Below are 26,783 nucleotides of genomic sequence, written 5' to 3'. Positions count from 1 at the left end.
GTGTGAGGCTGGGTGAGGTTATTCCTGAACGGCCTTCTCGACCTTGCTCGACGCTGACCAGATCCGATAGCGGACTTCGATATCTTTTGGCACGTAAAGCACGATCGGCAACTTGCTGTTGTAGCGCAGCAAGAAACCGTCTCCGGACACGGAGACGAAGTCTTGTTTGCTCTTGCCGTCGGGGCAGGCCATGAGTGTGCTCATCGGGCCGATGACTTTTTCCAGTCGGTAGAACGGGTAGCCCCAGCCTTCGAGGTTTTTCTCGTCAAGCATCCCACCCAGGCGTTGGCGATTGCAGTCCACGGTCAGCGTCTTACCAGCAAGGATCTCGACCTGGAAGTCGTCTTCTTTGGTTTGCGGGGCAAGGTGAATGACTTGGCGGGAAAAGCCGCTTTCAGGTTTGGGGAAGGGAGCGATGGATTCAAGCGTTGCGGCATGAGCGATGCTCGACAGCCCGGTAACCATTAGTCCGACAGTTGTGGTAAAGGTCCAGGAACCCATGATGCCTCCTTGCTTGTAATCAATTTGTGGCGCCATTCTTACTGTGCTGTGGCGCCAATGCAAACCCGCTGCGATCAGTATGCAAAATGCAGCAGCGCCGTCGCCCCTTCTTGCAGATTGCACGGCGGTTTTTCTCAGTTTTGGCGCTAAACCATTGATTTGCCGATGAACTGCACAGCGAAAACTCAGGCATGTTTTATGCTTTAGCTGTTCTTAAGCTGGCCGGACTGCATAGAGCCAGCATTGATCATTGTTTGGCAATCTCACAAAGGAGAGGGTCGCCATGTTTCTTTCTGCCTTAGAGCTTCGCAACATCATCGAAAGCAGTTTTTTGCCCAAACGCTGCCAGTGCACACTGTCTCCGGATTTATTGATGTCAGTAAAAGTGTATGCAGACAGTCAAACCGATTTGCTGGAACTGAATGTGACCGGCATCGATGCATCGACACTGAATGGCTGTCGGGAAATCAACGAGTTGATCGCCGGGCTGCGCACCCAACATCGACCTGTCGTCATTTCCCACCCTTGGATGAGTAAAGCGCTTTAGCCCGCGGTTTCGAGTTCTATCGACACGCGCCGGGTCTGGTGAAACCCCAGGCCCAGCGCCAATTCAACCAGCACCGCCAGCAAAATGCCCGGTCCGGTATGGCCATTGAGCCATTCGCCGAAACCCAGTGCGGCCAGACCAAAGCATCCGACCATAAAACCGCTGCACAACGCACTGCGAGTCACGGACGGCGGCTCGTTTCGAATCCAATAGAAGATCAACCCCAGCGCTGCGAACAGCACCGCGCTGCGCCGCGCAACAAAGCCTGCCGAAGACGAAAACTCAATCCCCCAAATGGCCAGCATCCTGTCCGGCATCACGCCCCAGACCAGTGCCAGTACCAAACACAGGGCGGCGGTGAACATCGACAACATACGAAACGACAACTGCATAGCGAATCCTTGCGGCAGTGAGGGAGGCGCTCAGCATAACGCCAGAACCCTCACAGTAAAACCGCCCGGTTTCGAATCAGACGTTTCAGTCAGTTGTAATAAAAATTGCACGCGTCCGAAAGCTTCCTGTAGCTGAGTTCTTGAGGCTTGCCGGATTTGTCGATGTACTTCATGTCGGCGATAACCACTTTGCATTCATCGGTTATCGGTTCTGTCAGAGACACGACTTTGCCCACGTTTAGCGTCATGCCGTAGTGGTAAGGCGTGGCGTTGGAAGTGGACGTGGAAGAGGTCGTGTCGTAGGCCTGGGCAAGTCCGGTAAACGCGGTGCAGGCGAGGGTGGAGGCAAGAAGCAGCATTCGAGTGTTCATGTGGCGATCTCCAGTGCAGGCGGAAAATCTGCTCGACGATTAACGTCGAACCTGCCGCACTGGGCGTCAGAAGCGTCTGAGGGCGTGCGGTCCAGTAGAATTTTGGACCTCAACGTTAAGTGAGGGTTAACCCGGGTGAACGCCGCCTGTCGCGATAGGATGAACGTCTGTCGGATGTTTCGTTAGGAAAGCCTGTACGGCATCTTCGGCTGGGTCCTACAGGGGCCGGTGACTTGTCGACTTTCGCCTGTAGGGTAGTGGGGATTACTGTTGGGGCTCGCTGCAAAATCAGCGATCGGGTTTGGTCACCTGATGCCATCTCACATATCTGTGCCATCATTCGCGCTGCGGACATCCAAGTCCTCATAGTGCGTTTCAATGGCGGCTGTGTGCTGGACGCCTTCGGGCGAACCGATTTGATGGCATCGGTTGACCAAGCCTGTACACAGCCGCCTCCCATCGTTTGGTCACGGTGCTGGCGTTATTTATTAACCATCGAGTAATCACAATGCCAGCGTTTAAACCGTTTTCAGATCGCTATCGTTCACTCAACAGCGGCGTTACCGACTCAAGTCCCTTGGTGATCGACACCGAAGCCAACCCCCAAGACATTCTCGAAGCCGCATTACAGCGAGTACGCGCGTCCAGCCAATTACTTGAAACGCTTCATTGCCAATGCTTCAAGCACGGTGATGTTCAGGATATTCCGCACATTACTCACGCGCTTTATTTGCTGGCGCAGGATGGGTATGACCTGTTGGCGGTTGCTCAGCAACGGATGATGGGGTGGAAGGCGCCGGTCTGACGGCTGATCTTTACAAAAAAATCCAGCGCTCGAAAGCGCTGGATTTTTTGTTGCGGATGGACTCTCACCGTTAACACTTGAGGTCGCCCGAACGAAGCATCAATGGCCTGAAGTGGTTCGTGAAAGCGTTCATTAGTCTGTCATCGTTCTTTCACTTCCAAGATTCATAGGGCACACCAAACTTTTCGACGTAGGCTTTGGAAACAGCTGAAAGGGGACGGTAGTGACCTCCAGACTTACCTTCATACGGACCACGAGGATCAATTACGGCTTTTACCGTAGTCACCTCGATCGGTGTCATGCAAGGGCCGCCTACCCAGACTCTGGCGATACCTCCGGGGACCAGCCTTATGCCGATTGAATCACGATAACCAGTGATCCATTTCCCATCAGCAGCGCAGAAAACCTTTTCACCCTTAAGCATGATCTCCCGAGTAGCCTCAGGGATTTTAATCACCATCAGATAGGTTTGTGGTTCGACTTGCGACTGCCAGCGGACATAAATTTGTTTGGGCAAGTCGGCCCCTGTTACATGCTTGCCGCTACCGATGCTAGCTCTTTTCGGCCAACCTCGCGGATCGCCAGAATTGTTTGGAGGCTTTAACATGGAGGCAAGTCCACTCATCGCATGTGGGTATACATGATCCTGAATATCGACGACATCGGCGGTTTCGATCCAAACCTCCATGTAAGCGGGGGCTGAGAACCCCAAGTACCAGGATTTGTAAGGCATTGACTGGCTATTCGCAAATGTGCAGCCACTGAGTAGAAAGGTGGCAAAGGCAACACGAATAAAATTACTCATTTGGATGCACCGTGCGCATAGAGTTTTCGTCTGGTCGATTAATGAACACGATATTTAGGTCGCTATTGTTTCGATTTTTAGCGGCGTTCCAGTTATCGGAGATATGAACATAGTGCTGGAATAGCAGTTCCTCCTCCTGCGAGGTTAGCCCGATTGTTTTTCTTTTCCCCTGAGCGTAGGCCATCAATTTTTCGGAGATGGGAACGAGTTCCGCGGGTAAGGAAAGTCGTGGTTCGCCTTCGTCAATCTCGCCAAACGGTACTCCATTTTCTACGGCCAGTTCGCGCATGATCCGAAAGTAAATCAAGGATAAATCACTGCGGACTTCGCGCTGGCTGCTAACTGCGGCATAAACGTATTTCATATCTTTGCGATTTTCTTTGCCGGTGGTACGAAACGGCACCTCCCACGTACGGATCTCCAACGGAAGGTTATATTGGGCCAATTGATCCTGAAGCCGCTTCAAGTCCTCTTGGGCAACCTTGTAACTGTTAGCTTCAATAAAAGATGTCCTTTCGTCGACCGGGCTTTTACGCGGTTTGCTGAGCAGTATCCGTTCCATCGCCTTGGGTAAATAGCCGCCACCGAGGTCCGAGTGAACGCCCGGCAAGATAATATCAGCCGCCCCAAGACTGTTGAGGGCAAAGTTATAACGACGTTCATTTCGAGCGACCAACTGGACGACTTTCTTAGCCACGTCTGGCGCCAGATGGATATTGATCCCTGGGTTATAAGCATTATTACCAGTCCAGTCGCCTACCAGGGGATTGGCAATGGCCGCGACGGTATCGTAAACGCCAATGTAATTTATGGAAACATTAGAGTGCGGTGTCCAAGCAAAGCTGTCAGATAATACCGCCCCCCCCAACCGGTAATGCTTTAGCGAGGATACTTTGGTTACCCTTCAATACCTCATTGGCAAAATCCCTTGCCGCTGCGGAGCCACGGCTGAAGCCGAAGATATCGAACTCGATTTTAGCCACGCGCTTATCGGGGTTGTTCTCTTGAAAGCGTCGGATTTGCTCAATAATCAGCTTTGGAGTCTCTTCAACCCGTGCCCTGACGCCCTGCACGCCTATACCGGTGCCTTGCGAAAAGGTGGAGTCCTCTGCGGTACTGCTGGTACCGATGCCATCCACATAAACGCGCAGGCTGGCCGTCTTGGCATCGATGGGCAATGTTTCATCCACTTGGCTTTCATAAAGGTCATAGAGCCGGGCGACGTTGCTGACATCATTGCCATAACTGTTATCCGGGCTACTTCCCTTGCCGTCATAACCATGAGCCGCACAGAACTGACGAATATCTTCAGCCGCTTCCTCCAGGTTCACGTCTGGCGCAAAGCAGCCAAACACCCGCTCACTGTTGTTGCGGTTGTTGCCCGTCCCATCGAAGAACACCCCAACCCGTAAGGTGATGTCTTCCAGCTCGACCTCTTCTTCCTCTTCCTCAAGCTCTTCTTCCTCCAGAGGAGGAGAGCTCAGTTCCTTCACGGGAGGCGCACTCAACAATTTCCCCGCAGCGGCTGCGGCGGCCATACCGGGGATAATCGGTGCGAGAATCCGAATCCCGCTCCCCGAACCCGGCGCACCACCCGAATTGCTCTTGACCTCAGCCCCACTAATCGTCACACCCCCGGCATCCACCTTGACGAAACTCCCGCCAGCCTTGGCCGTCACCTCCATCCCGCCTTCAACCACCACCTTGTCACCAGCGTTGTAATGAATCTCCTCACCCGCCTCGACAAACTGGGCCGTGCCGACCTTCACATGCCGGGTCATCGCCACGGTCAGATGATCATCGGCCCGTGCTTCAGTCTTGCGATCCAGGTGGGTGATGCGGTGCTCTTCAACCTTGAACTCGCTGAAGGCGTTGGCCTCGACGGTGTCGTGGCGCTCGTTGCCGATGCGGATTTTCTGGTCGTGCTGGATGTTTTCATCCCAGTCGCGCTGGGCGTGGAGGTAGATCTGTTCGGCGCCTTTTTTGTCTTCGATGCGCAATTCGTTGTAGCCCTTGCCGCCCGGTGAGCTGAGGGTCTTGAAGGTGCTACGGGTTTTGTGCGTCGGCAGGTCGTAAGGGACGAGGTTTTCCTTGTGGTACAGGCAACCGGTGACCAGCGGCTGGTCGGGGTCGCCTTCGAGGAAGGTGACGAGCACTTCCATGCCGATGCGCGGGATGGCGATGGCGCCGTAGGCACTGCCGGCCCAGCCGGTGGCGACGCGCAGCCAGCAGCTGGTTTTGTCGTTGGCCTGGCCGTCGCGGTCCCAGAAGAATTGCACTTTGACGCGACCGTATTCGTCGCAATGGATCTCTTCGCCCGGTGGGCCGGTGACGATGGCGGTCTGGCTGCCGAGGATTTTGGGTTTCGGGTGTTCGAGGGCAGGGCGGTAGTGCGCGTCCCACGGCGTGGCGAGGAAGCGGTTGCGGTAGCCCTGGTGGAAATCGTCTTTGTTGTGGGTGACGTCGCTGGTGATGTGCTCGCCGAGCACTTGCGGCTGTTTGCCTTCGTGGACCACTTCCAGCAGCAGCCAGAGGTCGTTCCATTCGGCGCGCGGGTGTTCGCTGAGGGCCATGAAGTGGCCGCTGACCAAGGTCGGTTCGTCACCTTTGCCTTCGGCGAGTTTGTAGTCGCAGCGATGGCGTTCCAGTGCGCGGGTCGCCAACTGTTTGCCGCGTTCGCGGGTGAGGAAGTGGCCGGGGTAATCGTAGTCTTCGAGTTCCGGGGCGAAGGCGCTTTTGGCGGCGCCTTCGGGCAGGAGGCGTGGTTTTTCGAAGTCGTAGTCGCGGCGGCTGACGCGGCTGGTGCGGGTTTCCAGACGCAGGTTGAAGCGCTTGAGCACCGGTTTCTCGGCAGCCATGCCGGAGTCTTGCTGGTAGGCCACGGGCGAGAGTTTGCGAAACACGGTCTGGTCATCACCGAAGACAATTTTGTGTCCGCTGGCGCTGTGCTGGAAGTGGAAGTGAATGCCTTCTTCTTCGCACAGGCGCTGGATGAAATGCAGGTCGGATTCGTCGTACTGCACGCAGTAGTCGCGATCCGGGTAGACCGCGCCGAGCTGGAAACTGTAAGCGTCAGCCAGAATGCCGCGCGCTTCCAGGACGTGGGAGATAATGTTCGGCACGCTCAGGTGCTGGAAGATTTGCTGGTCGTGGTTGTGGCGCAGGTAGGCCAGTTGCGGGCACAGGCTGATGCTGTAGCGGGTCAGTTTTTTACCCGAATCACCTTGTTCGATGCGATAGACCATGCCATGGATGAGGCCTTTGCCGGTCGCACCAAAAGTCAGGCTACCGGGTTTGTGCAGAATCTCTTCGAGTTTCAGATCGGGGCGGGTGCTGACCAGTTCGATGTCGAAACAGAATGGCTGGTTGAGGGCTTCACGGCCGACAAAACTGAGCACTTGCAGATCAGCGGAGACGCCTTCGAGCGTGAGGGAAATATGGGGTGCATTTGCGTCCAGCATGCTTTGAATTCCGTCCTTTGGATAAGCTGGGGCGGATGGTGCAGGATTAGATCGCCTCGTTCAAGGCGCAAATGCTTGGAGCTGTGGGAGTTCAGCTGTCTTCCGATAAGCCTTAAAAATAAAGTGATCAAGACAGTTGCTCCCACACTGGATCTCCAGTGAACACAGCTTTTGTGTTCGGCGACGATCTAATGTGGGAGCGGGCTTGCTCGCGAAGGGGCCATTAGCTTCAGTGAAGGGCCAGTTGATGCCGATAAGGCAAATCCGGCCCGGTCTTGCTGCACGTCAACGCTGCCGCCCGTACTGCAAAATTCAGCATCCCGTCGATGTGCTCGCGGCTCAGCGAATGTACACCTTCCACCGAGTCCCTCTGCTGCTCGGTCAACCACGTAATCAACGCCGCCTGGAACGTATCGCCGGCCCCCACCGTGTCGGCGATCTTCACCGAACTGGCCGGCACTGACCAAGAACCATGAACCCGGCTAAACACCATCGCGCCTTCGCCACCCCGGGTCATGAACACCAGCTGACAGCGATGCTGCAGCCAGCCTTCAATGACCCGCTGCGGGTCTTCCTCGGGATACAACAGGTTCAAATCCTCGTCGCTGACTTTGATCAGGTCGGCATATGCCACCAGTGTCGCGATCCGTGAACGCCACAGGTCGATATTCGGTTCAGGGTTGAGCCGCACGTTCGGATCAAGACTGATTAGGCGTTTACCACTTTCCCGTTGCACCAGCGCCAATAACGTATCGGCAATCGGTTGGACCACCAATGAGTACGAGCCGATATGCAGGCCGCGCACTTCAGGACCCAGGGCTGGCAAGTGTTCCGGTTTCAACTGGCGATCCGCGCAGCCTTCACCGCGAAAACTGTAATGCGGCGAGCCATTGGCGCTTAGTGCAACCATCGCCAGGGTGGTGGGTGCGGCGAAGTCCACCAGGAAGTCCGGGCGCACGCCTTCATCGTTCAGCACTTGTTGCAAACGCCGACCGAGGTAGTCGGTGGACAACCCGGCAAACAACGCCGAGTTCACGCCCAAGCGGCGTAATCCGACCGCGACATTGAACGGAGAACCACCGGCAATCGCCTTGAAATTCACTTTCGAAGCCAGACCGCTGGCATCATCCTCACTGAAGAAATCGAACAGCGCTTCGCCACACACCAGATACATAGTTGCTCGCTCTTTAAAGGGTTGCGACATGCTGTTGTTAGCACTCATCGGCTTACTGTCAGGGGCGCGATCATGCCTCTATCCAGGTTTGCATTGCCAGCGTGCAGTGCGCGCACTGGCGTCAGGAAGTCGCCACCCGATCATGCAAGGCACGACCGTAAACGGCTTTCATGCTCGTGGCCATCCAGCAGTATCGAACGATCTCTGACTCGTCGAAGAAGTCGATATTGATAATGCTGCAACGTGTGACCCAGTCCCGGGTCGGGTGGAACCAGTCGTTGATATGGGTCTTGATGTCCTGAGGGCCGCCCAGAAACGCGTAGCTAGTGGCTGACAGCGACCATAGGAACGTTTCGTAAGGCGCATCCTGAAGTGTGCTGGTGATATGACGCTTCAGGTCATCGGTGTCAGCGAAAGTGATAGCGCTCCATTTGTGCGGGATGCGCGGCCAGAAGTAGTCCGCGTTCAGCTCTGGAATCAGCGGTGCTGCCAGCACTATCCTGCGGCGCGAGCCAAGGCGCTTCAGTTCACCTAGCGTCTTCGTGGCATGGGCAGGTGCAATAATCCGGTCTCCCAGTCGACTGACCAGCAGATGATTCAGTTTTTGATAGTCGAAGGGTTTGGTCCCGTCTCCGAGCTGGTGGAAGTCGAAGACGATGAACTCATCCGGATATTGATCGAGAAACCTTGTTACGGCACTGATCAATTGCTCGAGGACGCGGTGCGATTGGTAGCCGTTATGATGGAAATAGAAAATAGATTGATCGTGACCCTGGGTATAGCCAAGTCGGATATCAAACGCTCTTGCACCATTCGCAAGTTGCCACGTGAACGAGTCATTCTGGCAGGTGGTCCAGTTACCAATAAGCACGTCATAGTTGGGTGCCTGTTTATCCATGCCGGCGTTATGAGCGCAGGGCCAGACGATATCGGTCAGTTTCAGGCGGTCGATGTCAAGAGTGTTGCTCATCCATTTGTGTTTATCCAAATTCCCTTTTGTATGTCTTGTCATTTCCAATCCTGTTTGTGATTTTGCCCCGTCCGTGGGGGAGTACCGTCGGTAAAACAACAATAGAAGATAAACGCGTGGTTGCCAGCGGCTGAAACAAATTTATAAATATAGCGAATGTATGGCGCGTTCAATACATGCCTGATTGGTATGCGTCAAACGTCGTTGTTCGCTTTGATCATATTTGCCGTCCGACAATGTTGCGCCAGTTTCGATGTTTCAAAAAAATCTGCATTAATAATGCTGCTTTTCAGAACCCAGTCACGGCCAGCGGGATCAAACCAGTCGTCCAGCTGCTGCCTGATATTCACCGGCCCCCCCAAGGCACTGTAACTGGTGGCAGAGAGCGACCATGGCAACCCGCGAGGCGGGTACTTCATGACCTGCGTGATATGCGTGGTTAACTCACTAATGCTGGTGGTCGCAATGCCACTCCATTTGTGCTCGATTTTTCGACAAAACCACGTCGAGTCCAAGTCCGGATGACGCTCGGTTGCTACCAGCACTCGTTGTGCGTAGCTGACTTGCTTAAGTTGTCCAAGCGTCAGGAAAGCATTGCTGGAGGGGATCATCCGGTCTCCCAAATGTGTCAATAGAAACCTGTTCAACTCCTTGAAATTGAAAGGCAGTTTGTCGGACGTCAATTCGTGAAAGTCCAGCAAGATAAATTCGTCGGGGTTCTCTTGAAGAAAACGGATCACGCCCGTCACCAGGTTTTCCAGCGAACGGGACGAGCGAAACCCGTCGTGATGGAACCAGAACGTGGCGACACCTTTTTGGGAAACCTCGTACTCCAGCCTCAGGTCGAGTGCACGCGCACCTTGGGTCAATTGAAAGTAAAAGCTATTGCTTTGACAGGACGCCCAGTGACTTACGCCCGGTGCTGCATAAGTTGCTTTTTTATCTACGCCGGCATTGTGAGCGCCGGGTAATACCAAGTCGGCAAACGACAGGTTGTCAATAACCGGGGTGTCGCTCATCCAACGGTTCAGTGTGAAATCCACACTGTCATGGATGGAATTTGACAGGGTGTCTAGATGGGTATTGCTCATACAGCTTCCTTGCATGGGTAATAAGTAATTTGCGGGGTTGATCGCTCGTAACGTTCTGAGCGAAGGCTAATACTTATAACCTTATGCAAGGTGAAAGCCAAACAAGGCGTGAATCAAAAAGTGTAAGTGTTTAGAGGGTTTAATTAAGGCTCAGGCATCTTCTTTATGTCTGTTCTTGGCTTCAATCCACTGTGACATATATTGAGTGCTTTTATGCTGATGATGACGCAGCATACTGCCGATGAAGTTGTTTCGTCGGATAGCGCAGAGTTGCTGCCGACAATCGTTGAGTTTGGCGATCAATGCTGGACCGTGAATAGCTGACGGGTAACGAGTGCTCAATAATTCAAACCCGGACGCTTGTGCCTGTAACCACCGGGTTTCATCTTTATAGAGTTGTACGGCGTTATCGGCAAACGCCTGGGCCGTCCTGGTTATCGCGCCCGGCCAAGCTTCTACGCCATGCATGGCCTCTGCGCCAATCGGCGTTGTGATATTCGGTGTGCCACAGATCATCGCGTCGACGATTTTGCCTTTGATTCCCGCCCCAAACCGCAACGGCGCCAGACATACCCGTGCAGCCGACATCACTTGCAAGGCGTCTTCAGCCCAGTTCATCACATGAAAGCCCTGCGACGGGTTGTGCAGGGCAGTGGCCTTGGGTGGTGTGTAAGCGCCGTAGATATGCAACTGCGCCGTGGGCAGTTGCTCGCGGATCAGCGGCCAGATTGCCGCTTTCATCCAAAGCACCGCGTCCCAATTCGGAGCATGACGAAAGTTGCCGATACTCAAAAAATGCGCCCGGTCTGCAAACGCGGTTGGCGGGGCACTCGGCAGATCGACCATCAGCGGACACCAGTGCAGCAAGTTGCGCGGCAGTTTGAACTGCTCGACCAGCAACTCGATTTCCACTTCGGAGATCATCAGGTTCAAATCGCAGCGGTACAGCGCGGCAATCTCGCGTTTGGCCAAGTCCGTATCAGCCATCAATTCGAACTCCTCACGCAAGGCCGGGGCAAACAACTCGCTGAAGTCATTGGCGTCATCGCGGTCTTTCAATCGCTCTTTAAGCCGTTGATGCCGGGCATGGCGCAGGCTTTGCAAATCCGACGTCTCAAGCACACGCAAGGCGTTTGGGCAGTGTTTTTCAACGCGCCAGCCGAATTGTTCTTCCATCATGAACTGATCGAACAGCACGATATCCGGCGCCAGTTCACTGATAAACACGTCGAAGCTACTGTTGTTCAACTCGATTGCCACTTCACGAATACCCAGCGCCGTCAGGTCTGCCCGGTGTTCGCCGGTGCCGGCCGGGCTGCTGAAGGTAATGTCCCAGCCTTGTTGCAAGAACGTATCGAGAATTTGCATCACATGCCCGCTAGCCGCTGAAGAGCGCGGCTCGGGCCAGACGTAACCAATGACCAGGACTTTGGTTGCGTGGGGCTGACTCATTAACGGGTATTCCTTGGTGCGGGTAGAGGAGTGGGTGATACGAGGAACTCAGGCCTGACTGACAAGCATGGATTTGACCTTGTCGCGCAACTGGTCAATGGAGAACGGCTTGCCGATGACGTGCATGCCATCAGGCACATCAATACTTTCGGCGTAACCGCTGGCGAACAGGATGGGCAGTTCAGGGCGCAGCATCCTTGCCTGAACGGCCAGTTCTCGTCCGTCCATCACGGGCAAGCCGACATCGGTCATCATCAAATCGATGTACTGGTCTTCGTCGTTGAGAAATTCCAGCGCCTGTTCGCTGCCATCCGCCTCAAGTACTTTGAACTCCAGCTCCTCCAGCACGTCAACGATCAGCATGCGCACAATGGCATCGTCTTCGACTACTAATATGATGGATGCGTCGGCGGACATAGTGGGAGCTCTCAAAGAATGAATTCAGGGTGCCGGTCATTAAAAATCGCCGGCCTCTTGCATGAGTAAGTGGCGGATCCCGACAAGTTCCCAACGCTGCGCAAAAAAGAATCACGGTACAAGAAACAGCAAGGATAACCGCTCCCTTTGCGCCCGCGCAGCTAAATGCGGGTATTTACCTTGATACGCGGTAGAAAATTGGATCACATCCCCTTTTTTGGGGCAAACTCCTTCGTTTTGAACAGTTCGACAAGGCCTCCCCATGACCACTGCGTCTTCGGTTGATGAGCAACGATTCCGCAAACTCCTGAGCCGCAACGTCAGCCTGCCATTGGGGGTCGGCGTCATCAGTGCGGTGTTTTTTGTCTCGCTGATCACTTATCTGTTGTCGGTGATCCAGTGGGTCGAGCACACCGACCGGGTGATCAATAACGCCAATGAAGCTTCCAAGCTGACGGTTGATCTGGAAACCGGCATGCGCGGTTACCTGCTGACCGGCGATGAACGCTTTCTTGATCCCTACGAAACCGCCAAACCCAGAATCACGGTCGCCCTTAACACTTTGCTGGAACTCACCGCTGACAACCCGGCGCAGACCGATCGTGTGCGTCGTCTGCAAGCTTTGCAGACGGACTGGACCACCTACGCGCAATCGATGATCGATTTGCAGCGTACCAGCGGGGATTACCGCGCCGCGGTAAAGACCGGGCGCGGCAAGCGGCTGACGGATGAAATTCGCAAGCAGTTCGAAGAAGTGATCGATATGGAGCAGCAGTTGCGCGCCACGCGTAACGACGAAGTGCGCCGAACCACGATCTGGAGCATCGGCCTGTACCTGCTGTTCGTCGCCAGTATCAGCGCCTTGCTGGCCTACATTGGCCGTCGCGACCTGCTCAATCTTTCGCAAGTCTACAGTGCCAACCTGGCGGCACAACAAGTCAGCGCCCGGCGTCTGGAACAACAGGCCTGGCTGCGCAATGGCCAGACCGAGCTGGCCGAACAAGTGTTGGGGCAACTGAGCCTCAATGTATTGGGCCGCAACATTTTGCAGTTTTGCGCGCAGTACCTGGGCACCGCTGTCGCCGCCATTTATGTTCGCGAAGAGCACGGCGGCCTCAAGCGTATTGCTTCTTACGGTTTCTCCCGTGAGCAGGAAGAACGTGACCAGCACATCTACAGCGATGAAGGGATTGTCGGTCAGGTCGCGAACCAGGCTCGCCTGATCCGTCTAGATGACGTTCCCCGCGATTACTTCAAGGTCAGTTCCGGGTTGGGCGAAGGCCTGCCGCATAGCGTGCTCGTGGTGCCGACCAGTGATGACGAGCGGATCAACGGCGTGATCGAACTTGGTTTCCTGCGGCCGTTGAATGATCGTGACATCGAGTTGCTGGAGTTGATTGCCGGCAACATCGGCACTTCCATCGAGGCCGCTCGCTATCGCCAACGGTTGCAGGAAGTGTTGGGCGAAACCCAGCAGCTCAATGAAGAACTGCAAGTGCAGCAAGAAGAGCTCAAGACTGCCAACGAAGAGCTGGAAGAACAGTCGCGAATTCTCAAGGAGTCCCAGGCGCACCTGGAAACCCAGCAGGTCGAACTGGAACAGACCAACGAGCAGCTCGCTGAGCAAGCGCAGATCCTGGCGGATCAACGCGATGCCATGGACCTGAAAAACACCGAGCTCAATCAGGCTCAGGTGCAGCTTGAAGATCGCGCACTGGAGTTGCAGCGCTCCAGCAAGTACAAGTCCGAGTTTCTCGCCAACATGTCCCACGAATTGCGCACGCCGCTGAACAGTTCGTTGATCCTGGCCAAATTGCTCGCTGAAAACCCGCAGGAAAACCTCACGGCCGAGCAGGTGAAATTCGCCGAGTCGATCTATTCCGCCGGTAATGACTTGCTCAATCTGATCAACGACATCCTCGATATTTCCAAGGTCGAGGCCGGCAAACTGGAGATGCATCCCGAGAACGTCAGCGTCGAGCGTCTGGTAGACGGTTTGCGCGGGATGTTCGAACCGATGGCGGCGGACAAGAACCTCGCGTTTCATGTCGAGTCGCAACCCGGTTCGCCGAAGATGCTCTTCACCGATCGCCAGCGTCTGGAACAAGTGATCAAAAATCTGCTGTCGAACGCAGTGAAGTTCACCGAGAGGGGCTCGGTCAGCCTGGCCGTGGCGTCGCAGCCCAATAACGGCGTCGCCTTTATCATCCGCGACTCCGGTATCGGTATTGCCGAGGACCAGCAGGACGGTATTTTCGAAGCGTTTCGCCAGGCCGATGGCACCACTAATCGGCGCTATGGCGGCACCGGTCTGGGCTTGTCGATTTCCCGGGACCTGGCCGCGCTGCTCGGTGGTTCGATCAGCGTAACCAGTGAGCCGGGGCAGGGCAGTGTGTTCACCCTGGTCTTGCCTCAGCAATATGTCGAGCCGGGCGACACGCCTGTCGAACCGATGAAGGCGTCCCCCATGGCAATCACCCACCGCGTGGCAGCGGCAGCGCTGGTGCCGCTGATTGCCGAGGTGGATATTCCGCGCTTCAATGATGACCGCGCTCAAGCGCCGTTCAAGACGCGTTGTATTCTGGTGGTGGAAGATGAGCCCAACTTTGCGCACATCCTCTACGATCTCGCCCATGAACTGGGCTATCAATGCCTGGTCGCCCACGGTGCCGACGAAGGTTATGACCTGGCCAAGGAGTTTATTCCCGACGCCATTTTGCTGGACATGCGCCTGCCCGATCACTCCGGTCTGACCGTATTGCAGCGCCTGAAGGAACACGCCGAAACCCGGCACATTCCGGTGCACGTGATTTCGGTTGAAGACCGGGTTGAAGCCGCAATGCACATGGGCGCCATCGGTTACGCGGTCAAGCCAACCACCCGCGAAGAACTCAAGGACGTGTTCGCCCGCCTCGAAGCCAAGCTGACCCAGAAGGTCAAACGGGTGCTGCTGGTGGAGGACGACGACCTGCAGCGCGACAGCATTGCCCGCCTGATTGGCGACGAAGACATCGAAATCACGGCCGTTGGCCTGGCTCAGGACGCTCTGGACCTGCTGCGCACGACGATTTTCGATTGCATGATCATCGACCTGAAGCTGCCGGACATGCTCGGCAACGACTTGCTCAAGCGCATGTCCACCGAAGACATCTGCTCGTTCCCGCCGGTGATTGTCTACACCGGACGCAACCTGACTCGCGATGAAGAGGCCGAGCTGCGCAAGTATTCGCGTTCGATCATCATCAAGGGCGCTCGCTCGCCTGAGCGATTGCTGGATGAGGTCACACTCTTTCTGCACAAAGTCGAATCGAAGTTGTCCCATGAACGGCAGAGGATGCTCAAGACCGCGCGCAGCCGCGACAAGGTCTTCGAGGGTCGCAAGGTGCTGCTGGTGGACGACGATGTTCGCAATATCTTCGCCCTCACCAGTGCGCTGGAGCAAAAGGGTGCAGTCGTGGTCATTGGCCGAAACGGTCGTGAAGCGATTGAAAGACTCAATGAAGTCGAGGACATCGATCTGGTGTTGATGGACGTGATGATGCCGGAGATGGATGGCTTCGAAGCCACTATCGAGATCCGCAAGGACCCGCGCTGGCGCAAGCTGCCGATCATTGCGGTGACGGCCAAGGCCATGAAGGACGATCAGGAGCGCTGTCTGCAAGCCGGCTCCAACGATTACCTGGCCAAGCCCATCGACCTGGACCGACTGTTCTCGCTGATTCGCGTGTGGTTACCGAAGATGGAACGCATCTAGTGGAAGGCATTTGTTCAGTGGAGCGAAATAGCGAAATCGAATTGCGTTTGTTGATTGAGGCCATTTACCTCAAGTACAGCTACGACTTTCGCGATTATTCCGGCGCTTCAATCAAGCGCCGGGTGAATCATGCGCTGGTTCAATTCGAGTGCAACACCATCTCGGCCCTGCAAGAAAAGGTGCTGCACGACCCGACCGCTTTCATGCAATTGCTGCAACTGTTGACGATCCCGGTCAGCGAAATGTTTCGCGACCCTTCGCACTTCCTCGCGATCCGCAAGGAAGTAGTGCCTCTGCTCAAGACCTATCCATCGATCAAGATCTGGATCGCCGGTTGCAGCACGGGTGAAGAGGTCTATTCGATGGCGATTCTGCTGCGTGAAGAAGGCTTGCTCGACCGCACCATCATTTATGCCACTGACATCAACCCACACTCACTGGAAAAGGCCAAGCAGGGGATTTTCTCCATGGAAAATGTCCGGGCCTACACTTCTAACTATCAGCAGGCAGGTGGCCAGTGTTCATTCGCCGACTACTACACCGCGGCTTATGGTTACGCTATTTTCGACAAGAGCCTGTGTGAGAACGTGACGTTCGCCGATCACAGCCTCGCGACCGACAGTGTCTTTTCAGAAACTCAATTGATTTCGTGCCGTAATGTATTGATTTATTTTAATAAAAAACTTCAGGATCGTGCGTTCGGGTTGTTCCATGAGTCCCTGTGTCACCGTGGGTTCCTGGTGCTGGGCAGCAAGGAAACACCGGATTTTTCCGCCTTTGGCAACCGGTTTGAGCCGCTGGTCAAACAAGAACGGATCTACCGAAAATCATGAGCGACGCAGCAGATGTTCCTTCAATAAAGGCTATCGTGATCGGCGCTTCGGCCGGCGGAGTCGAGGCGTTGCTCACGATTCTTGGCCCGCTGCGTGAAGGCTTCACACTGCCGATCATTGTGGTGCTGCACCTTCCTGACGAGCGCCGCAGCCTGTTGGCCGAGGTGTTTGCACGCAGGGTATCGATGCCTGTAATGGAAGCGACCGATAAAACCCGGGTCGAAGCGGGGACGCTGTATTTCGCCACACCCGGTTATCACTTGTCGGTGGAACAGGACCACAGCTTCTCGTTGAGCCTGGAAGATCGCGTGCATCATTCGCGTCCCGCCATCGATTACCTCTTCGAATCCGCAGCCGATGCCTACGGTTCAGCCTTGGCCGCCGTGCTGCTGACCGGGGCCAATCGCGATGGGGCCCGTGGCCTTTCGCACGTTAAACGTCGCGGTGGCCTGACGGTTGTGCAAGACCCGACTGAGGCGCAGGTCGCGACCATGCCCCAGGCAGCGCTGGATATTCAGCAGCCTGACCATATTCTCACTGTCCGCGGCATCGGCCGTCTGCTTGTCGAGCTGGAACGAATAGCATGTTAAGTAACATTCAAGCCAAATTGCTGATCGTCGACGATCTGCCGGAGAACCTGCTGGCGCTCGAAGCGCTGATCAAGCGTGAAGACCGTATGGTCTACAAAGCCTTGTCCGCCGATGAAGCCTTGTCGCTGTTGTTGCAGCACGAATTCGCCATGGCCATTCTCGATGTACAGATGCCGGGCATGAATGGCTTTGAACTCGCCGAATTGATGCGCGGCACGGAAAAAACCAAAAACATCCCGATCGTGTTTGTCAGTGCGGCCGGTCGCGAGTTGAACTACGCGTTCAAAGGCTATGAAAGCGGGGCGGTGGATTTCTTGCACAAGCCGCTGGATATCCATGCGGTCAAGAGCAAGGTCAACGTGTTCGTGGACCTGTATCGCCAGAGCAAGGCGATGAAGCAGCAGGTTGAAGCGCTGGAACAGAGCCGTCGCGAGCAAGAAGAGCTGCTCAAGCAGTTGCAGCGCACTCAGCTGGAACTGGAGCAGGCGGTGCGTATGCGCGATGACTTCATGTCGATCGTCGCCCACGAAGTGCGCACGCCGCTCAATGGCCTGATCCTTGAAACCCAGTTGCGCAAGATGCACCTGGCCCGGGACAACGCTTCGGCGTTCACGCTGGACAAGATGCACGCCATGGTCGACCGCGATGAGCGCCAGATCAAAAGCCTGATCCGCCTGATCGAAGACATGCTGGACGTGTCGCGCATCCGCACCGGCAAGCTGTCGATCCGGCCGAGCCGATTTGATCTGGTGCAATTGGTCAGCAACCTGCTGCAAAACTTTGCGCCCCAGGTCGATACCGCCGAGTGTTCCACACACTTTGTTGCTGAGCACCCAGTAGTCGGCAACTGGGACGAATTCCGCATTGAGCAAGTCATTTCAAATCTACTGACCAACGCCTTGCGTTATGGTGGCAAGAGCCAGATAGACGTACGGGTTTACGCACATGAAGGTCAGGCCCGGGTTGAGGTGCAGGATCGCGGGATCGGCATCAGCGAAGAAAACCAGAAGCGTATTTTTCAACAGTTCGAGCGTGTTTCAGCCAAAACCGTGGTTGCGGGGCTGGGCTTGGGGCTGTTTATTTCAGAACAAATTGTTGCCGCCCATGGCGGTTCCATCGCCGTCGAGAGCAAAATCAACGAAGGCGCCTTATTTCGCGTTTGTCTGCCGCTGTAGGAAAACAGCCAGATAAACGCAACCTCTGATCGACCCTACGGTCGTATCAGCAGCTATTGACCGAACAAAGGCTTCCCATGAGTGAAGATGCGCAAGATGTAGTACTCATTGTCGAGGATGACCCCTCGATTCTGATGGTGTTGTCCGCTTATTTGTCGGGTGAAGGTTACCGGGTGCTGCAGGCCGAAAACGGCGAGCAGGCCTTTGAAATACTGGCGAGCAAACCGCACCTGGACATGATGATCACTGATTTTCGCTTGCCCGGCGGGATTTCCGGCGTACAGATCGCCGAGCCTGCGGTGAAGCTGCGACCGGAACTCAAAGTGATTTTTATCAGCGGTTATCCGCAGGAAATCCGCGAGACCGACAGCCCCATCACCAAAACCGCGCCGATCCTGGCCAAGCCGTTCGATCTGGATGAACTGCAAGAGCTCATGCAGCAAATGCTGTCCTGAGCTCGTTGCAATCGGTTGTCGGGGGGGCGCTTAGATTCTGATCATCTCTCGCACCTTGGCCGTCAGCAGGTCGAAGGTGAAGGGTTTGGTGATCATTTGCATGCCGGGGTCCAGAAACCCTCCACGAACGGCCGCGTGTTCGGCATAGCCGGTGATGAACAACACCTTCAGGTCAGGCCGATACTGCCGACCGATTTCCGCCAATTGCCGGCCATTCATTCCCGGCAATCCCACATCACTGATCAACAGATCAATACGTTGGTCGGAGTCGAGAATCGGCACCGCGCTGTCAGCATCGCCCGCTTCAACGAAGGCGTAGCCCAATTCACTCAATACCGCGCTGACCAGTACGCGTACCGCCGGGTCGTCTTCGACAATCAGTACGGTTTCACCGTCCAGAGCGTGTGGGGCAAGCTGGATGTCGCTCAGGCTTTCCTCGGCCAGATCCCCGCTGTAACGCGGCAGAAACAGACTCACCGATGTGCCGTGGCCCACTTCGCTGTCAATCGTGACGTGACCATGAGACTGCTTGCTAAAGCCGTAAATCATCGACAACCCCAACCCAGTGCCCTGGCCGATCGGTTTGGTTGTAAAGAAGGGGTCAAAGGCCCGGTTGATCGTGCTTTCGGCCATGCCACAGCCGGTGTCGGTCACTCGCAGCACGACGTAATCACCAGGCAGCAAATTGCCGTGGTCCGCAACGAATGCCGAATCCAGCTGCTGATTGGAGGTGTTGACGACCAGCGTGCCGCCTTCGGGCATCGCATCGCGAGCGTTAAGCACAAGGTTGAGCAGGGCGCTTTCCAGTTGGTTGGGATCAGCCTCGGCGACCCAAAGATCGTCACTCAACTGCATGTCCAGCTGAATACTTTCGTTGATGCTGCGTTGCAGCAGTTCGCCCATGGACACCACCAGCGTGTTCATCTCCACCGGTTTGGAATCCAGCGATTGGCGCCGCGAGAACGCCAATAGACGATGGGTCAGGCCCGCTGCGCGGTTCGCCGAAGTCACGCCCAGATCAATCAACCCGTCCAGGTCCTCGGTGCGGCCGCGAGCCAAGCGCCGGCGCAGCAGCTCCAGGCTGCCGATAATGCCGGTCAGCATGTTGTTGAAGTCATGGGCGATACCGCCGGTAAGTTGGCCCACCGCTTCCATTTTCTGCGACTGCCTCAGGGCTTCTTCGTTGTGCCTCAGTTGCGCGGTGCGCTCCTCGACCTGTTGTTCGAGGGTTTCCAGGGTATTTTGCAGACGGAGCTCACTTTGGCTCAAATCGATCAACCGGTCCCGGGCCTCATATTGTCGTCGCCGTCCGCGCAGTGCGGTGGTGACGAGGCTGATCAAGGTCACCGGATGAAACGGGCGCTCAAGGAAGGTCACATTACCCAGCTGCGGTCCGAGTCGCGAAGCCGGGTTCTGCTCGGGACCTCCATGATGGGTCAGCAGTACGATCGGCAGGTCGGACCACGCCGGTTGTTGCTCGATCAGATGCAGAAGAGGGTCGAGAGCACAACCGATCAGCGCTTCCGAAGCGATCACCAGCAATCCGGCACCATGCACCAGCTCGCTGCACAACGTCGACAGATCGCGGGCCACAATGCCTTCGAAACCCGCTTCATTGAGCATCATCAGCGCAATCTGGCTGTCGCGTCCCAGCGGCGCGAGAATGATCGCGCGCTCGGACATCGCCTCAATGATACTCACCGGATATCGTCCTGAAGCAGCGGCTGGCTCGCGCCCAGATACGTTGGCACGCCACGTAATACGCCCTGGAATGCATCCAGTGGTTCACCAATCGTCATGCCCCGGCTGCCGATGCGGTATTCGCGGATGGTCGATTCATGGCTGCCGGTGCGCTTCTTGATGATCGAGATTGCCCGGCGAACCTTGCCCACGGCTTCGAAGTAGCGCAACAGAATCACTGTGTCAGCCAGATAGGTAATGTCGACCGGCGCCTGCATGTCACCGACCAGCCCGTGTTGGGCGACCGTCATGAACGTCGCAGCGCCTCGCCGGTTGAGGTACAGCAGCAACTCGTGCATATGCAGCACCAGTGCGTTCTCCTCGGGCATCGCGGCCTGATAACCGTTGATGCTGTCGATCACCACGGTTTTGATTTCACGCTCATCGACACAACGACGCACCCGGTGGGAGAACTCGCCGGGGGACAGTTCGGCGGCGTCCACTTGTTCGATCAGCAGGTTGCCGGTGTCTTGCAGCGCCTGCAGGTCGATGCCCATGTTCTTCATGCGCTCAAACAACAGCCCCAGTTCTTCATCGAAGATGAACAGCGCGGCTTTTTCACCACGCGCCACGGCGGCAGCGGCGAATATCATCGAGATCAGCGATTTACCGGTACCGGCCGGACCGAGGATCAACGTGCTGGAACCCGTTTCGATACCGCCGCCGAGCAGGGCGTCCATTTCGTTGATGCTGCTGGTCAACTGTTGGCGGACATAGCCGCCACGGTGTTCGGCAGCCACCAGGCGCGGGAACACATGCACGCCGTCGCCCATGATGGTGAAGTCATGATAACCGCCGCGGTATTTCTGGCCGCGGTACTTCACCACGCGGATGCGACGACGTTCGGCGCCATAGTTGGGCGTCAGTTCTTCAAGGCGAATCACGCCGTGCGCGACGCTGTGTACGGTTTTATCCAGGGATTCGGTGGTCAGGTCATCCAGCAACAGCACGGTGGCGTCGTAACGCACAAAGTAGTGTTTGATGGCCAGAATCTGCCGACGATAACGCAGTGAGCTCTGGGCCAGGAGGCGGATTTCAGAGAGGCTGTCGAGTACCACGCGAGTGGGTTTGACCCGCTCGACCACTTCGAAAATCTGCTTGGTGGCTTCGCCCAGCTCAAGGTCCGAGGAGTACAACAGGCTTTGCTGATGCTCGGCATTGAGCAGGCTTTCCGGAGGGGTCAACTCGAAGATGTGGATGTTCTCATCCAGCTCCCAGCCGTGGGACAGTGCGCCTTGACGCAGCTCACGCTCTGTTTCTGACAGCGTGATGTACAACGAGCGTTCGCCAGCGCGGGCGCCAGCCAACAGAAAATGCAACGCGACGGTGGTTTTGCCGGTTCCGGGTTCGCCCTCCAGCAAAAAAACGTGTCCACGGGACAATCCACCGGCCAGGATGTCATCCAGACCTTCGATGCCGGTGGCGGCTTTTGCACTGAACAACTCGTTTGATGTAGACAAAAAATGCCCTCTCATGACTAGGGGAAGTGAGGCTGCAGGCTTGAGGGGCCTGTAGGGACTGCCTGTTCACTTGACCTCTGGCGGTGATGACGGTTCAACCTTTTTGCTGACCTGACGTGTAGCAACTGCCGAAGGCTGCGTTCGAGTGCGTAGCGCTCGTTGTCGGACGGTGGGAGGTTGCTACGCACAAGGACGCAGCCTTCGGCGGCTGCTACAGAGGGTGGTGTTACAAACCTTGCTGCAAGGCGGGGTCATCCGGGTTGAGCTGTTCCAGCTGCGCCAGCAGAATCTGCACGTTCTGTAGCTGTCCGCTTTCCTTCCAGTAGTTGATCAGCAGCACCCGCGCCTTGCGGTCGGCCGGGTGGCGCTGGACGATCTCCTGTAATTGCTTTTGCGCAGCTTCCAGTTCTTGCTCAAGGTGCAAGGTGGTCGCCAGGTCGTAGCGATAGTCCTTGTTGTCTGGCTCCAGTTCCACGGCTTTGGAAAGACCGAGCAAGGCAAATTCACTTTGCCCGTGGTGTAACAACCAAAGCCCCAAGGCATGTTGCAGATAGGCCGAGTCGGGCTGCGTTTTCAACTGTTTCGCCAGCAATTGGCGCGCGGCATCGCTCTGGCCTTGCCGGTCGAGGACATCAATTTGCATCACCAGGGCCGGCAGATTGCCTGGGTCCAGCTGTAATGTGCGCTCAAGCGCCTCCTGCGCCTCTTTCAATTCGGCATTGTGCAGGTGCAGGCGCGCCAACTGGTATTGGTTTTGGGCGCTGGGCGGTTGACTTTTAAGGGCCAGTTCCCAAGCATCGATGGCTTGCTCCAAAGGCCCGAAATACAATCCCAGATCATCCGGCGACAGCCCTAGCAGTGCGTTGACGGCGGCAAATCGTACCTTTTCTACGTCGTCATCGAGCATTGGGCCAATCAAGAGGCTGCGTTGCCCCGAGGAGACCAGACCACTAATGCTTTTAATCGCGGCGATCCGCACGTCTTCATTGGGATGCTGCAGGTCCGCGCTCGCCAGTTTCAGGGCCTGCGGGCTTGGGTAATTGGGCAACTCCGCATGCAGCCAGATTCGCCGCTTGGTCGAGAGATCAGGGCGGCCCATTTGCTGGTAAAGCACCCGTGCAGCCCCCGGTTGACCGGCACGCGCCTGAGTCAACGCTTCGCTGTAACCGCGCTTGATGGCTTCGGGCACTTCAGGCGTTGTGCTGCGCAGCAATAGCCAGACGATAGTGATGGCAACCAGTACACAGAGACTGACGAGCAAGTAGCGGCGGGACTGGGGCATGCAGGAATCCAGGAGCTGGCAAGCTTTTGCAAAGGTCGTCAGCTTCGGTCAGCCCGGGCTGTGAGTCAAACCCTGACATGGCTCAATGTCGTGGATTTTGCCTACAGGTTGCGTCGACATTGAAACCTGTCGAGGCCTTGAAGCAGTGACTACGCTTGCTAGAGTTGACTCCAAGAGTGTTCCCATGCAACCGCTGCTTCAATACTTCAAAGCCATACTCAATCCCGGGCAAGGGGTGCTGCTGTTTGCCTTTAGAACCATTGTGGCCGGATTGCTGACGCTGTACCTGGCGTTCCTGTTCGACCTCGATCAACCCAAGTGGTCAATCATGGCGGTGGTTATCGTCAGTCAGCCATTGGCTGGCATGGCACTGGCCCGCAGTTTCGGCCAGGTCATCGGCACCACCCTGGGGGCTGCCGCGGCGGTGGTGATCATGGCGATCTTTCCCCAGGCGCCGCTGCCGTTCATCGTCACCCTGGCCCTGTGGCTGGCCCTGTGCACCGCTGGTGGGACGTTGTTGCGCTACACCAGTTCCCAGGCGTTCGTGCTCAGCGGCTACACGGCGGTGGTGGTGGCGTTGTTGGCCGTGCCTGATCAAGACGGCACTTTCCTGCTGGCCGTTACGCGCCTGACCGAGACGCTTCTGGCGGTGGCATGCGTCTGCGTTGTCAGCCTGCTGACGGCGCGTCCGGAAGCCGTGGCCCGAAGCTACTTCACCAAGATTGATCAAGTGATCAAGTTACTGGCGACACACGCCGGCGCCGTCATACGCACGGAAGAAAGCGATGCCGATTTTCAACGCAGGCAAATGCAACTGCTAGGTGAAATCAGCGCCCTGGAAGGATTGCGCCGGCATCTTTACTTTGATGCGCCTCGATTACGCAGTGCCAATAGCCTGGTCCAGTTGCTGGGAAACCAATTGGTGTTGCTGACATCGCGGTTGATGGCGCTGCGCCATCAGCGGGAACTGCTGACCGAGCGCTGGAAAGGTGATTTACCTGTGGAAATACAGCGTTTGCGCGACGAAGAGCTGACGTTTCTCGATGAGCTGGCGCAAAAGGGCCGCTCGCTATCGGCCGATGCGCGTCAGCATTTTGCGACATTGCAACAGCGTTTCGATGATCAGGCGTACAAGGCTGAACAGCTGACCGAAGCCATGCCAGCCACACTGCGTTCGCTGGCCTGGGCCCTGCGCTGGGAGCAAGCGCGTTTATTACAGCAACTGGAGCAGATTCTGGAATTGAGCGACGCGATTCAGGAAGGGCGTCAGGCCAGCAGCGTCTTTCGGGGACAGGAGAATCCGCTGCATCTGGATTTCACCCTGGCCGCGATGAACGCCATTCGGGCTTTTACCGCGTTTGTGGTTGCGGGTCTGATCTGGATCGAGACAGGCTGGGATGGCGCGCGCGGCGGAATGGTTCTGGTCGGGATTCTCTGTTCGCTGATGGCGACTTTTCCGAGACCGCTACTGGCTGCGCAAAGCTATGCAAGGGGCCTGGGCCTGGCGTTGCTGGTGTCGGCGCTTTACCAATTCATGCTGATGCCAATGATCAGTAATTTCGAGCTGATGGCATTGCTGTTGGCGCCGTTGCTGTACGCGGTCGCGGTAGGGCTCGCCACGCCGGCGACCACCGGTACGGGCATCGGTCTTGGGTTGTCGACCTTTCTATTGTTGGGGCCGCAAAACGTCGGTATCGGCCAGAACAGTGCGATGCAGTGGTTCGAGTTCGCCGGCGCCTATGTCAGCGCAACGGTGCTGGCATTGAGCGTCTTCGCCTTGATCTTCCCGTTCAGGCCCGTTTTGCGGATTCGCCGGCTGTTCAAGGAAAACGCTGAGCAGGTCCGTGCCTTGATGAAGGCGCCAGCCACCGACGAACAGCAATTTGCCTTTGAAAGCCGCATGGTCGATCGACTGACCATGATGTTGGGCTTGTTGCCGGCGACCAGCGACAAATCCTCCGGCGAATTGTTTCAGGTCAGCCTCGGGTGCATGGCCTTGGGCGTTGCGTTGAACCAGCTCAGGCAGCAGGGCCAGGGCAACGCGCTCTTGAGTTCAGAGCAACAACGCCGGTTAATGGCGACGGTCCGGGACTGTGGAAGATGGGTTGCCGGGCGACCCGGGGCAGACCTCAACCAGCTGCTGGGGGATTTGCACGCCTTGGGCGATGAGCTGGACGATCTGCATCTGGAGGTTCACGAACATCTGTGGTCGGTGTTCCGGATGCGCGTAGCGTTGCTGATCGTGGAGTCGTTCATACAGCGCTACCGCGAGTTTTTCCAACCTGTAGACGTCGCGGGAGTGCCGGCCCTTGCCCATTGATTTTGAACTGGGTGGCGTGTACCTGCCGCCAATCGCACAAGCACTGCTATTGGCGCTGCCGATTTTTCTGGCGCTGGACTGGGGCTTGCGCCGCCTCGGCGTGCTGCGTTTTGTCTGGCATGAAGCGTTATTCGAGGGCGCGCTGTATGCCTGCGTGTGCGCAACTTTGATTCTGGTAATGGGAGCCTGATGCCTTGAAGAACATCCTTCCCCGACTCGTCACACTGGGCGTTGTAGTACTGGCCTTGGTTCTTGGCTGGTTTGCCTGGGAACATTACACCCGAGCCCCCTGGACGCGGGATGCGCGGGTGCGCGCTGATGTGGTGACGTTATCTGCCGACGTTTCGGGACGTATCGTCAGGCTCGGCGTTCGAGACAACCAGCATGTTGAGAAAGGTCAGCTATTGCTGGAAATCGACCCGGCTCGTTACACCCTGGCAGTGGAACACTCCAAACGTTCAGTGGAAGTGGCGAAAGCTTCGCTGGGGCAATCCCAGGCGGCGATTGCCGCCAGCGAATCACTGCTTAGACAGCGAAGGAGCGAAGAGCACCGCAGGCGTACGCTTAAGGAGCGCTCGGCGATCTCGGGTGAAGAGTGGGAAAAAGCCAACACGGAGGTGACCGTGGCTGAAGCCGATCTGCTGCGTAACCAGGCCAATCTGATATTGGCCCAGGCCAATGTGGACCTGGCCATCGCGGCATTGACCCAGTCTGAACTCAACTTGCAACGCACTCGGGTCGAGTCTCCCGTTACCGGGTATGTCACCAACCTGCTGACCCGTCAGGGCGACTATGCCACTGTCGGTGGCCCTTTGTTGGCACTGGTGGACAGCCAGTCGTTTTATGTCAGCGGCTACTTTGAAGAGACCAAGTTGCCCCGCATCGCAGAGGGCGACCGGGTCAACATCGAATTGATGAGCGGCGAAGCCTTCGGTGGCACCGTGCAAAGCATCGCTGTTGCTATTGCCGACCGCGAAAACCTGCCCGGTGGGCGCTTGCTGGCCAGCATCAACCCCAGCTATACCTGGGTCAAACTGGCGCAACGGGTGCCTGTACGGATTCAGATTGACGCCGACTACGTCAGCAACAACATCCTGCGCGCGGGGACAACGGCGACGGTGACTGTTCTGGAAAACAGCAATGACAGGACAACCCACTAACCCCTGTGGGCGAGCCTGCTCGCGATAG

23 protein-coding genes and 1 pseudogene are annotated in these 26,783 nt (G+C 56.4%); 10 read left to right on the top strand and 14 right to left on the bottom strand.

All coding sequences use genetic code 11. The features are described from left to right. Window positions 1–18 precede the first annotated feature (18 nt). Window positions 19–501, bottom strand: coding sequence for a serine protease inhibitor ecotin (gene eco / locus J2Y56_RS11460; protein WP_007949250.1), 483 nt, complete (start codon window positions 499–501; stop codon window positions 19–21). A 283-nt stretch (window positions 502–784) separates the two neighbouring features. Between eco and J2Y56_RS11455 the strand changes: the two genes are divergently transcribed. Further along, a complete protein-coding gene (locus J2Y56_RS11455; RefSeq protein WP_007949252.1) occupies window positions 785–1,048 on the top strand; it encodes a DUF1652 domain-containing protein in 264 nt (87 codons plus the stop codon). On the opposite strand, the gene J2Y56_RS11450 is transcribed toward J2Y56_RS11455, so the two are convergent. Together J2Y56_RS11450 and J2Y56_RS11445 are read right to left on the bottom strand one after the other, a co-directional pair. After that, window positions 1,045–1,440 carry a hypothetical protein gene (locus J2Y56_RS11450; protein WP_310350193.1) on the bottom strand — a complete coding sequence of 132 codons (396 nt, stop codon included), beginning with the start codon at window positions 1,438–1,440 and terminating at the stop codon, window positions 1,045–1,047. The two genes, J2Y56_RS11455 and J2Y56_RS11450, sit on opposite strands and share 4 nt — an antisense overlap. 89 nt (window positions 1,441–1,529) lie before the next feature. Continuing rightward, window positions 1,530–1,811, bottom strand: coding sequence for a DUF2790 domain-containing protein (locus J2Y56_RS11445; protein WP_007949254.1), 282 nt, complete (start codon window positions 1,809–1,811; stop codon window positions 1,530–1,532). 508 nt (window positions 1,812–2,319) lie between these two features. Between J2Y56_RS11445 and J2Y56_RS11440 the strand changes: the two genes are divergently transcribed. Continuing rightward, entirely contained in the window at window positions 2,320–2,616 is a 297-nt protein-coding gene (locus J2Y56_RS11440) for a hypothetical protein (RefSeq protein ID WP_007949255.1), read from the top strand. A 151-nt stretch (window positions 2,617–2,767) separates the two neighbouring features. On the opposite strand, the gene J2Y56_RS11435 is transcribed toward J2Y56_RS11440, so the two are convergent. From J2Y56_RS11435 to J2Y56_RS11395, 8 genes and pseudogenes are all read right to left on the bottom strand, one after another. Continuing rightward, window positions 2,768–3,421, bottom strand: a complete 654-nt coding sequence (locus J2Y56_RS11435; protein ID WP_007949256.1) for a DUF2931 family protein — start codon at window positions 3,419–3,421, stop codon at window positions 2,768–2,770. After that, window positions 3,414–4,289 (bottom strand): phospholipase effector Tle1 domain-containing protein, encoded by an 876-nt coding sequence (locus tag J2Y56_RS11430; protein WP_310350190.1) that lies wholly within the window; start codon window positions 4,287–4,289, stop codon window positions 3,414–3,416. Before J2Y56_RS11430 ends, J2Y56_RS11435 begins: the two co-directional genes overlap by 8 nt. A gap of 628 nt (window positions 4,290–4,917) precedes the next feature. Beyond that, window positions 4,918–6,882 (bottom strand): annotated as a pseudogene (locus J2Y56_RS11420) (type VI secretion system tip protein VgrG); the annotation flags it as partial. A 229-nt stretch (window positions 6,883–7,111) separates the two neighbouring features. Next, the gene (locus J2Y56_RS11415; protein ID WP_310334491.1) at window positions 7,112–8,056 is read right to left on the bottom strand and encodes a carbohydrate kinase; all 945 of its coding nucleotides are present in this window, start codon (window positions 8,054–8,056) and stop codon (window positions 7,112–7,114) included. A gap of 121 nt (window positions 8,057–8,177) precedes the next feature. After that, window positions 8,178–9,068: a phospholipase gene (locus J2Y56_RS11410; protein WP_310350188.1), complete on the bottom strand. Its 891-nt coding sequence runs from the start codon at window positions 9,066–9,068 to the stop codon at window positions 8,178–8,180. 152 nt (window positions 9,069–9,220) lie between these two features. Continuing rightward, entirely contained in the window at window positions 9,221–10,117 is an 897-nt protein-coding gene (locus J2Y56_RS11405; protein WP_310350186.1) for a phospholipase, read from the bottom strand. A 150-nt stretch (window positions 10,118–10,267) separates the two neighbouring features. Further along, window positions 10,268–11,569 carry a glycosyltransferase gene (locus J2Y56_RS11400; RefSeq protein ID WP_310350184.1) on the bottom strand — a complete coding sequence of 434 codons (1,302 nt, stop codon included), beginning with the start codon at window positions 11,567–11,569 and terminating at the stop codon, window positions 10,268–10,270. A gap of 48 nt (window positions 11,570–11,617) precedes the next feature. Beyond that, window positions 11,618–11,986 carry a response regulator gene (locus J2Y56_RS11395; RefSeq protein WP_310350182.1) on the bottom strand — a complete coding sequence of 123 codons (369 nt, stop codon included), beginning with the start codon at window positions 11,984–11,986 and terminating at the stop codon, window positions 11,618–11,620. A 262-nt stretch (window positions 11,987–12,248) separates the two neighbouring features. On the opposite strand from J2Y56_RS11395, the gene J2Y56_RS11390 reads away from it, so the two are divergent. The 5 genes from J2Y56_RS11390 to J2Y56_RS11370 all read left to right on the top strand — a co-directional run bounded on the left by J2Y56_RS11390 (window position 12,249) and on the right by J2Y56_RS11370 (window position 18,793). Beyond that, window positions 12,249–15,740, top strand: a complete 3,492-nt coding sequence (locus tag J2Y56_RS11390) for a response regulator (protein WP_007949264.1) — start codon at window positions 12,249–12,251, stop codon at window positions 15,738–15,740. Next, window positions 15,740–16,573 carry a protein-glutamate O-methyltransferase CheR gene (locus J2Y56_RS11385; protein ID WP_033049786.1) on the top strand — a complete coding sequence of 278 codons (834 nt, stop codon included), beginning with the start codon at window positions 15,740–15,742 and terminating at the stop codon, window positions 16,571–16,573. The genes J2Y56_RS11390 and J2Y56_RS11385 overlap by 1 nt, the downstream gene beginning before the upstream one ends. Beyond that, entirely contained in the window at window positions 16,570–17,163 is a 594-nt protein-coding gene (locus J2Y56_RS11380) for a chemotaxis protein CheB (RefSeq protein WP_007949266.1), read from the top strand. Before J2Y56_RS11385 ends, J2Y56_RS11380 begins: the two co-directional genes overlap by 4 nt. Next, entirely contained in the window at window positions 17,157–18,338 is a 1,182-nt protein-coding gene (locus tag J2Y56_RS11375; protein ID WP_007949267.1) for a hybrid sensor histidine kinase/response regulator, read from the top strand. The genes J2Y56_RS11380 and J2Y56_RS11375 overlap by 7 nt, the downstream gene beginning before the upstream one ends. Window positions 18,339–18,415: 77 nt before the next feature. After that, a complete protein-coding gene (locus J2Y56_RS11370; RefSeq protein ID WP_007949268.1) occupies window positions 18,416–18,793 on the top strand; it encodes a response regulator in 378 nt (125 codons plus the stop codon). A 30-nt stretch (window positions 18,794–18,823) separates the two neighbouring features. Here the strand turns inward: J2Y56_RS11370 and J2Y56_RS11365 are convergent, their stop codons facing one another. From J2Y56_RS11365 to J2Y56_RS11355, 3 genes are all read right to left on the bottom strand, one after another. Then, complete coding sequence (locus J2Y56_RS11365; RefSeq protein WP_405046852.1) at window positions 18,824–20,476, bottom strand: ATP-binding protein; 1,653 nt, start codon at window positions 20,474–20,476, stop codon at window positions 18,824–18,826. A 14-nt stretch (window positions 20,477–20,490) separates the two neighbouring features. Beyond that, on the bottom strand, window positions 20,491–21,993 hold the full coding sequence (locus tag J2Y56_RS11360; RefSeq protein WP_007949271.1) for an ATPase domain-containing protein: 1,503 nt from the start codon (window positions 21,991–21,993) through the stop codon (window positions 20,491–20,493). Between the two features lie 226 nt (window positions 21,994–22,219). Further along, window positions 22,220–23,275, bottom strand: coding sequence for a tetratricopeptide repeat protein (locus J2Y56_RS11355; protein ID WP_310350179.1), 1,056 nt, complete (start codon window positions 23,273–23,275; stop codon window positions 22,220–22,222). Window positions 23,276–23,459: 184 nt separating this feature from the next. Between J2Y56_RS11355 and J2Y56_RS11350 the strand changes: the two genes are divergently transcribed. Genes J2Y56_RS11350 through J2Y56_RS11340 form a run of 3 tightly spaced genes read left to right on the top strand, consistent with a single transcriptional unit; the run spans window position 23,460 to window position 26,755 of the window. Next, complete coding sequence (locus J2Y56_RS11350) at window positions 23,460–25,595, top strand: FUSC family protein (protein ID WP_310334507.1); 2,136 nt, start codon at window positions 23,460–23,462, stop codon at window positions 25,593–25,595. After that, window positions 25,585–25,785, top strand: coding sequence for a DUF1656 domain-containing protein (locus tag J2Y56_RS11345; protein ID WP_007949274.1), 201 nt, complete (start codon window positions 25,585–25,587; stop codon window positions 25,783–25,785). The genes J2Y56_RS11350 and J2Y56_RS11345 overlap by 11 nt, the downstream gene beginning before the upstream one ends. Before the next feature lie 4 nt (window positions 25,786–25,789). Beyond that, window positions 25,790–26,755 (top strand): HlyD family secretion protein, encoded by a 966-nt coding sequence (locus tag J2Y56_RS11340; RefSeq protein WP_007949275.1) that lies wholly within the window; start codon window positions 25,790–25,792, stop codon window positions 26,753–26,755. The last annotated feature ends 28 nt before the right edge of the window (window positions 26,756–26,783 follow it).

Origin of the sequence: Pseudomonas sp. BE134, from assembly GCF_031456105.1 — a bacterium.
Taxonomy (GTDB): Bacteria; Pseudomonadota; Gammaproteobacteria; order Pseudomonadales; family Pseudomonadaceae; genus Aquipseudomonas.
The sequence above is the reverse complement of the archived record's forward strand: the minus strand, read 5'-3'. Positions and strand labels throughout refer to the sequence as shown.

Coding starts and splice junctions, on each gene's coding strand:
- J2Y56_RS11415 (WP_310334491.1), bottom strand. CDS start 8,056: ATGTATCTGGTGTGTGGCGAAGCGCTGTTCGATTTCTTCAGTGAGGAT.
- J2Y56_RS11445 (WP_007949254.1), bottom strand. CDS start 1,811: ATGAACACTCGAATGCTGCTTCTTGCCTCCACCCTCGCCTGCACCGCG.
- J2Y56_RS11400 (WP_310350184.1), bottom strand. CDS start 11,569: ATGAGTCAGCCCCACGCAACCAAAGTCCTGGTCATTGGTTACGTCTGG.
- J2Y56_RS11365 (WP_405046852.1), bottom strand. CDS start 20,476: ATGTCCGAGCGCGCGATCATTCTCGCGCCGCTGGGACGCGACAGCCAG.
- J2Y56_RS11455 (WP_007949252.1), top strand. CDS start 785: ATGTTTCTTTCTGCCTTAGAGCTTCGCAACATCATCGAAAGCAGTTTT.
- J2Y56_RS11380 (WP_007949266.1), top strand. CDS start 16,570: ATGAGCGACGCAGCAGATGTTCCTTCAATAAAGGCTATCGTGATCGGC.
- eco (WP_007949250.1), bottom strand. CDS start 501: ATGGGTTCCTGGACCTTTACCACAACTGTCGGACTAATGGTTACCGGG.
- J2Y56_RS11355 (WP_310350179.1), bottom strand. CDS start 23,275: ATGCCCCAGTCCCGCCGCTACTTGCTCGTCAGTCTCTGTGTACTGGTT.
- J2Y56_RS11435 (WP_007949256.1), bottom strand. CDS start 3,421: ATGAGTAATTTTATTCGTGTTGCCTTTGCCACCTTTCTACTCAGTGGC.
- J2Y56_RS11405 (WP_310350186.1), bottom strand. CDS start 10,117: ATGAGCAATACCCATCTAGACACCCTGTCAAATTCCATCCATGACAGT.
- J2Y56_RS11375 (WP_007949267.1), top strand. CDS start 17,157: ATGTTAAGTAACATTCAAGCCAAATTGCTGATCGTCGACGATCTGCCG.
- J2Y56_RS11440 (WP_007949255.1), top strand. CDS start 2,320: ATGCCAGCGTTTAAACCGTTTTCAGATCGCTATCGTTCACTCAACAGC.
- J2Y56_RS11450 (WP_310350193.1), bottom strand. CDS start 1,440: ATGCAGTTGTCGTTTCGTATGTTGTCGATGTTCACCGCCGCCCTGTGT.
- J2Y56_RS11350 (WP_310334507.1), top strand. CDS start 23,460: ATGCAACCGCTGCTTCAATACTTCAAAGCCATACTCAATCCCGGGCAA.
- J2Y56_RS11395 (WP_310350182.1), bottom strand. CDS start 11,986: ATGTCCGCCGACGCATCCATCATATTAGTAGTCGAAGACGATGCCATT.
- J2Y56_RS11390 (WP_007949264.1), top strand. CDS start 12,249: ATGACCACTGCGTCTTCGGTTGATGAGCAACGATTCCGCAAACTCCTG.
- J2Y56_RS11370 (WP_007949268.1), top strand. CDS start 18,416: ATGAGTGAAGATGCGCAAGATGTAGTACTCATTGTCGAGGATGACCCC.
- J2Y56_RS11410 (WP_310350188.1), bottom strand. CDS start 9,068: ATGACAAGACATACAAAAGGGAATTTGGATAAACACAAATGGATGAGC.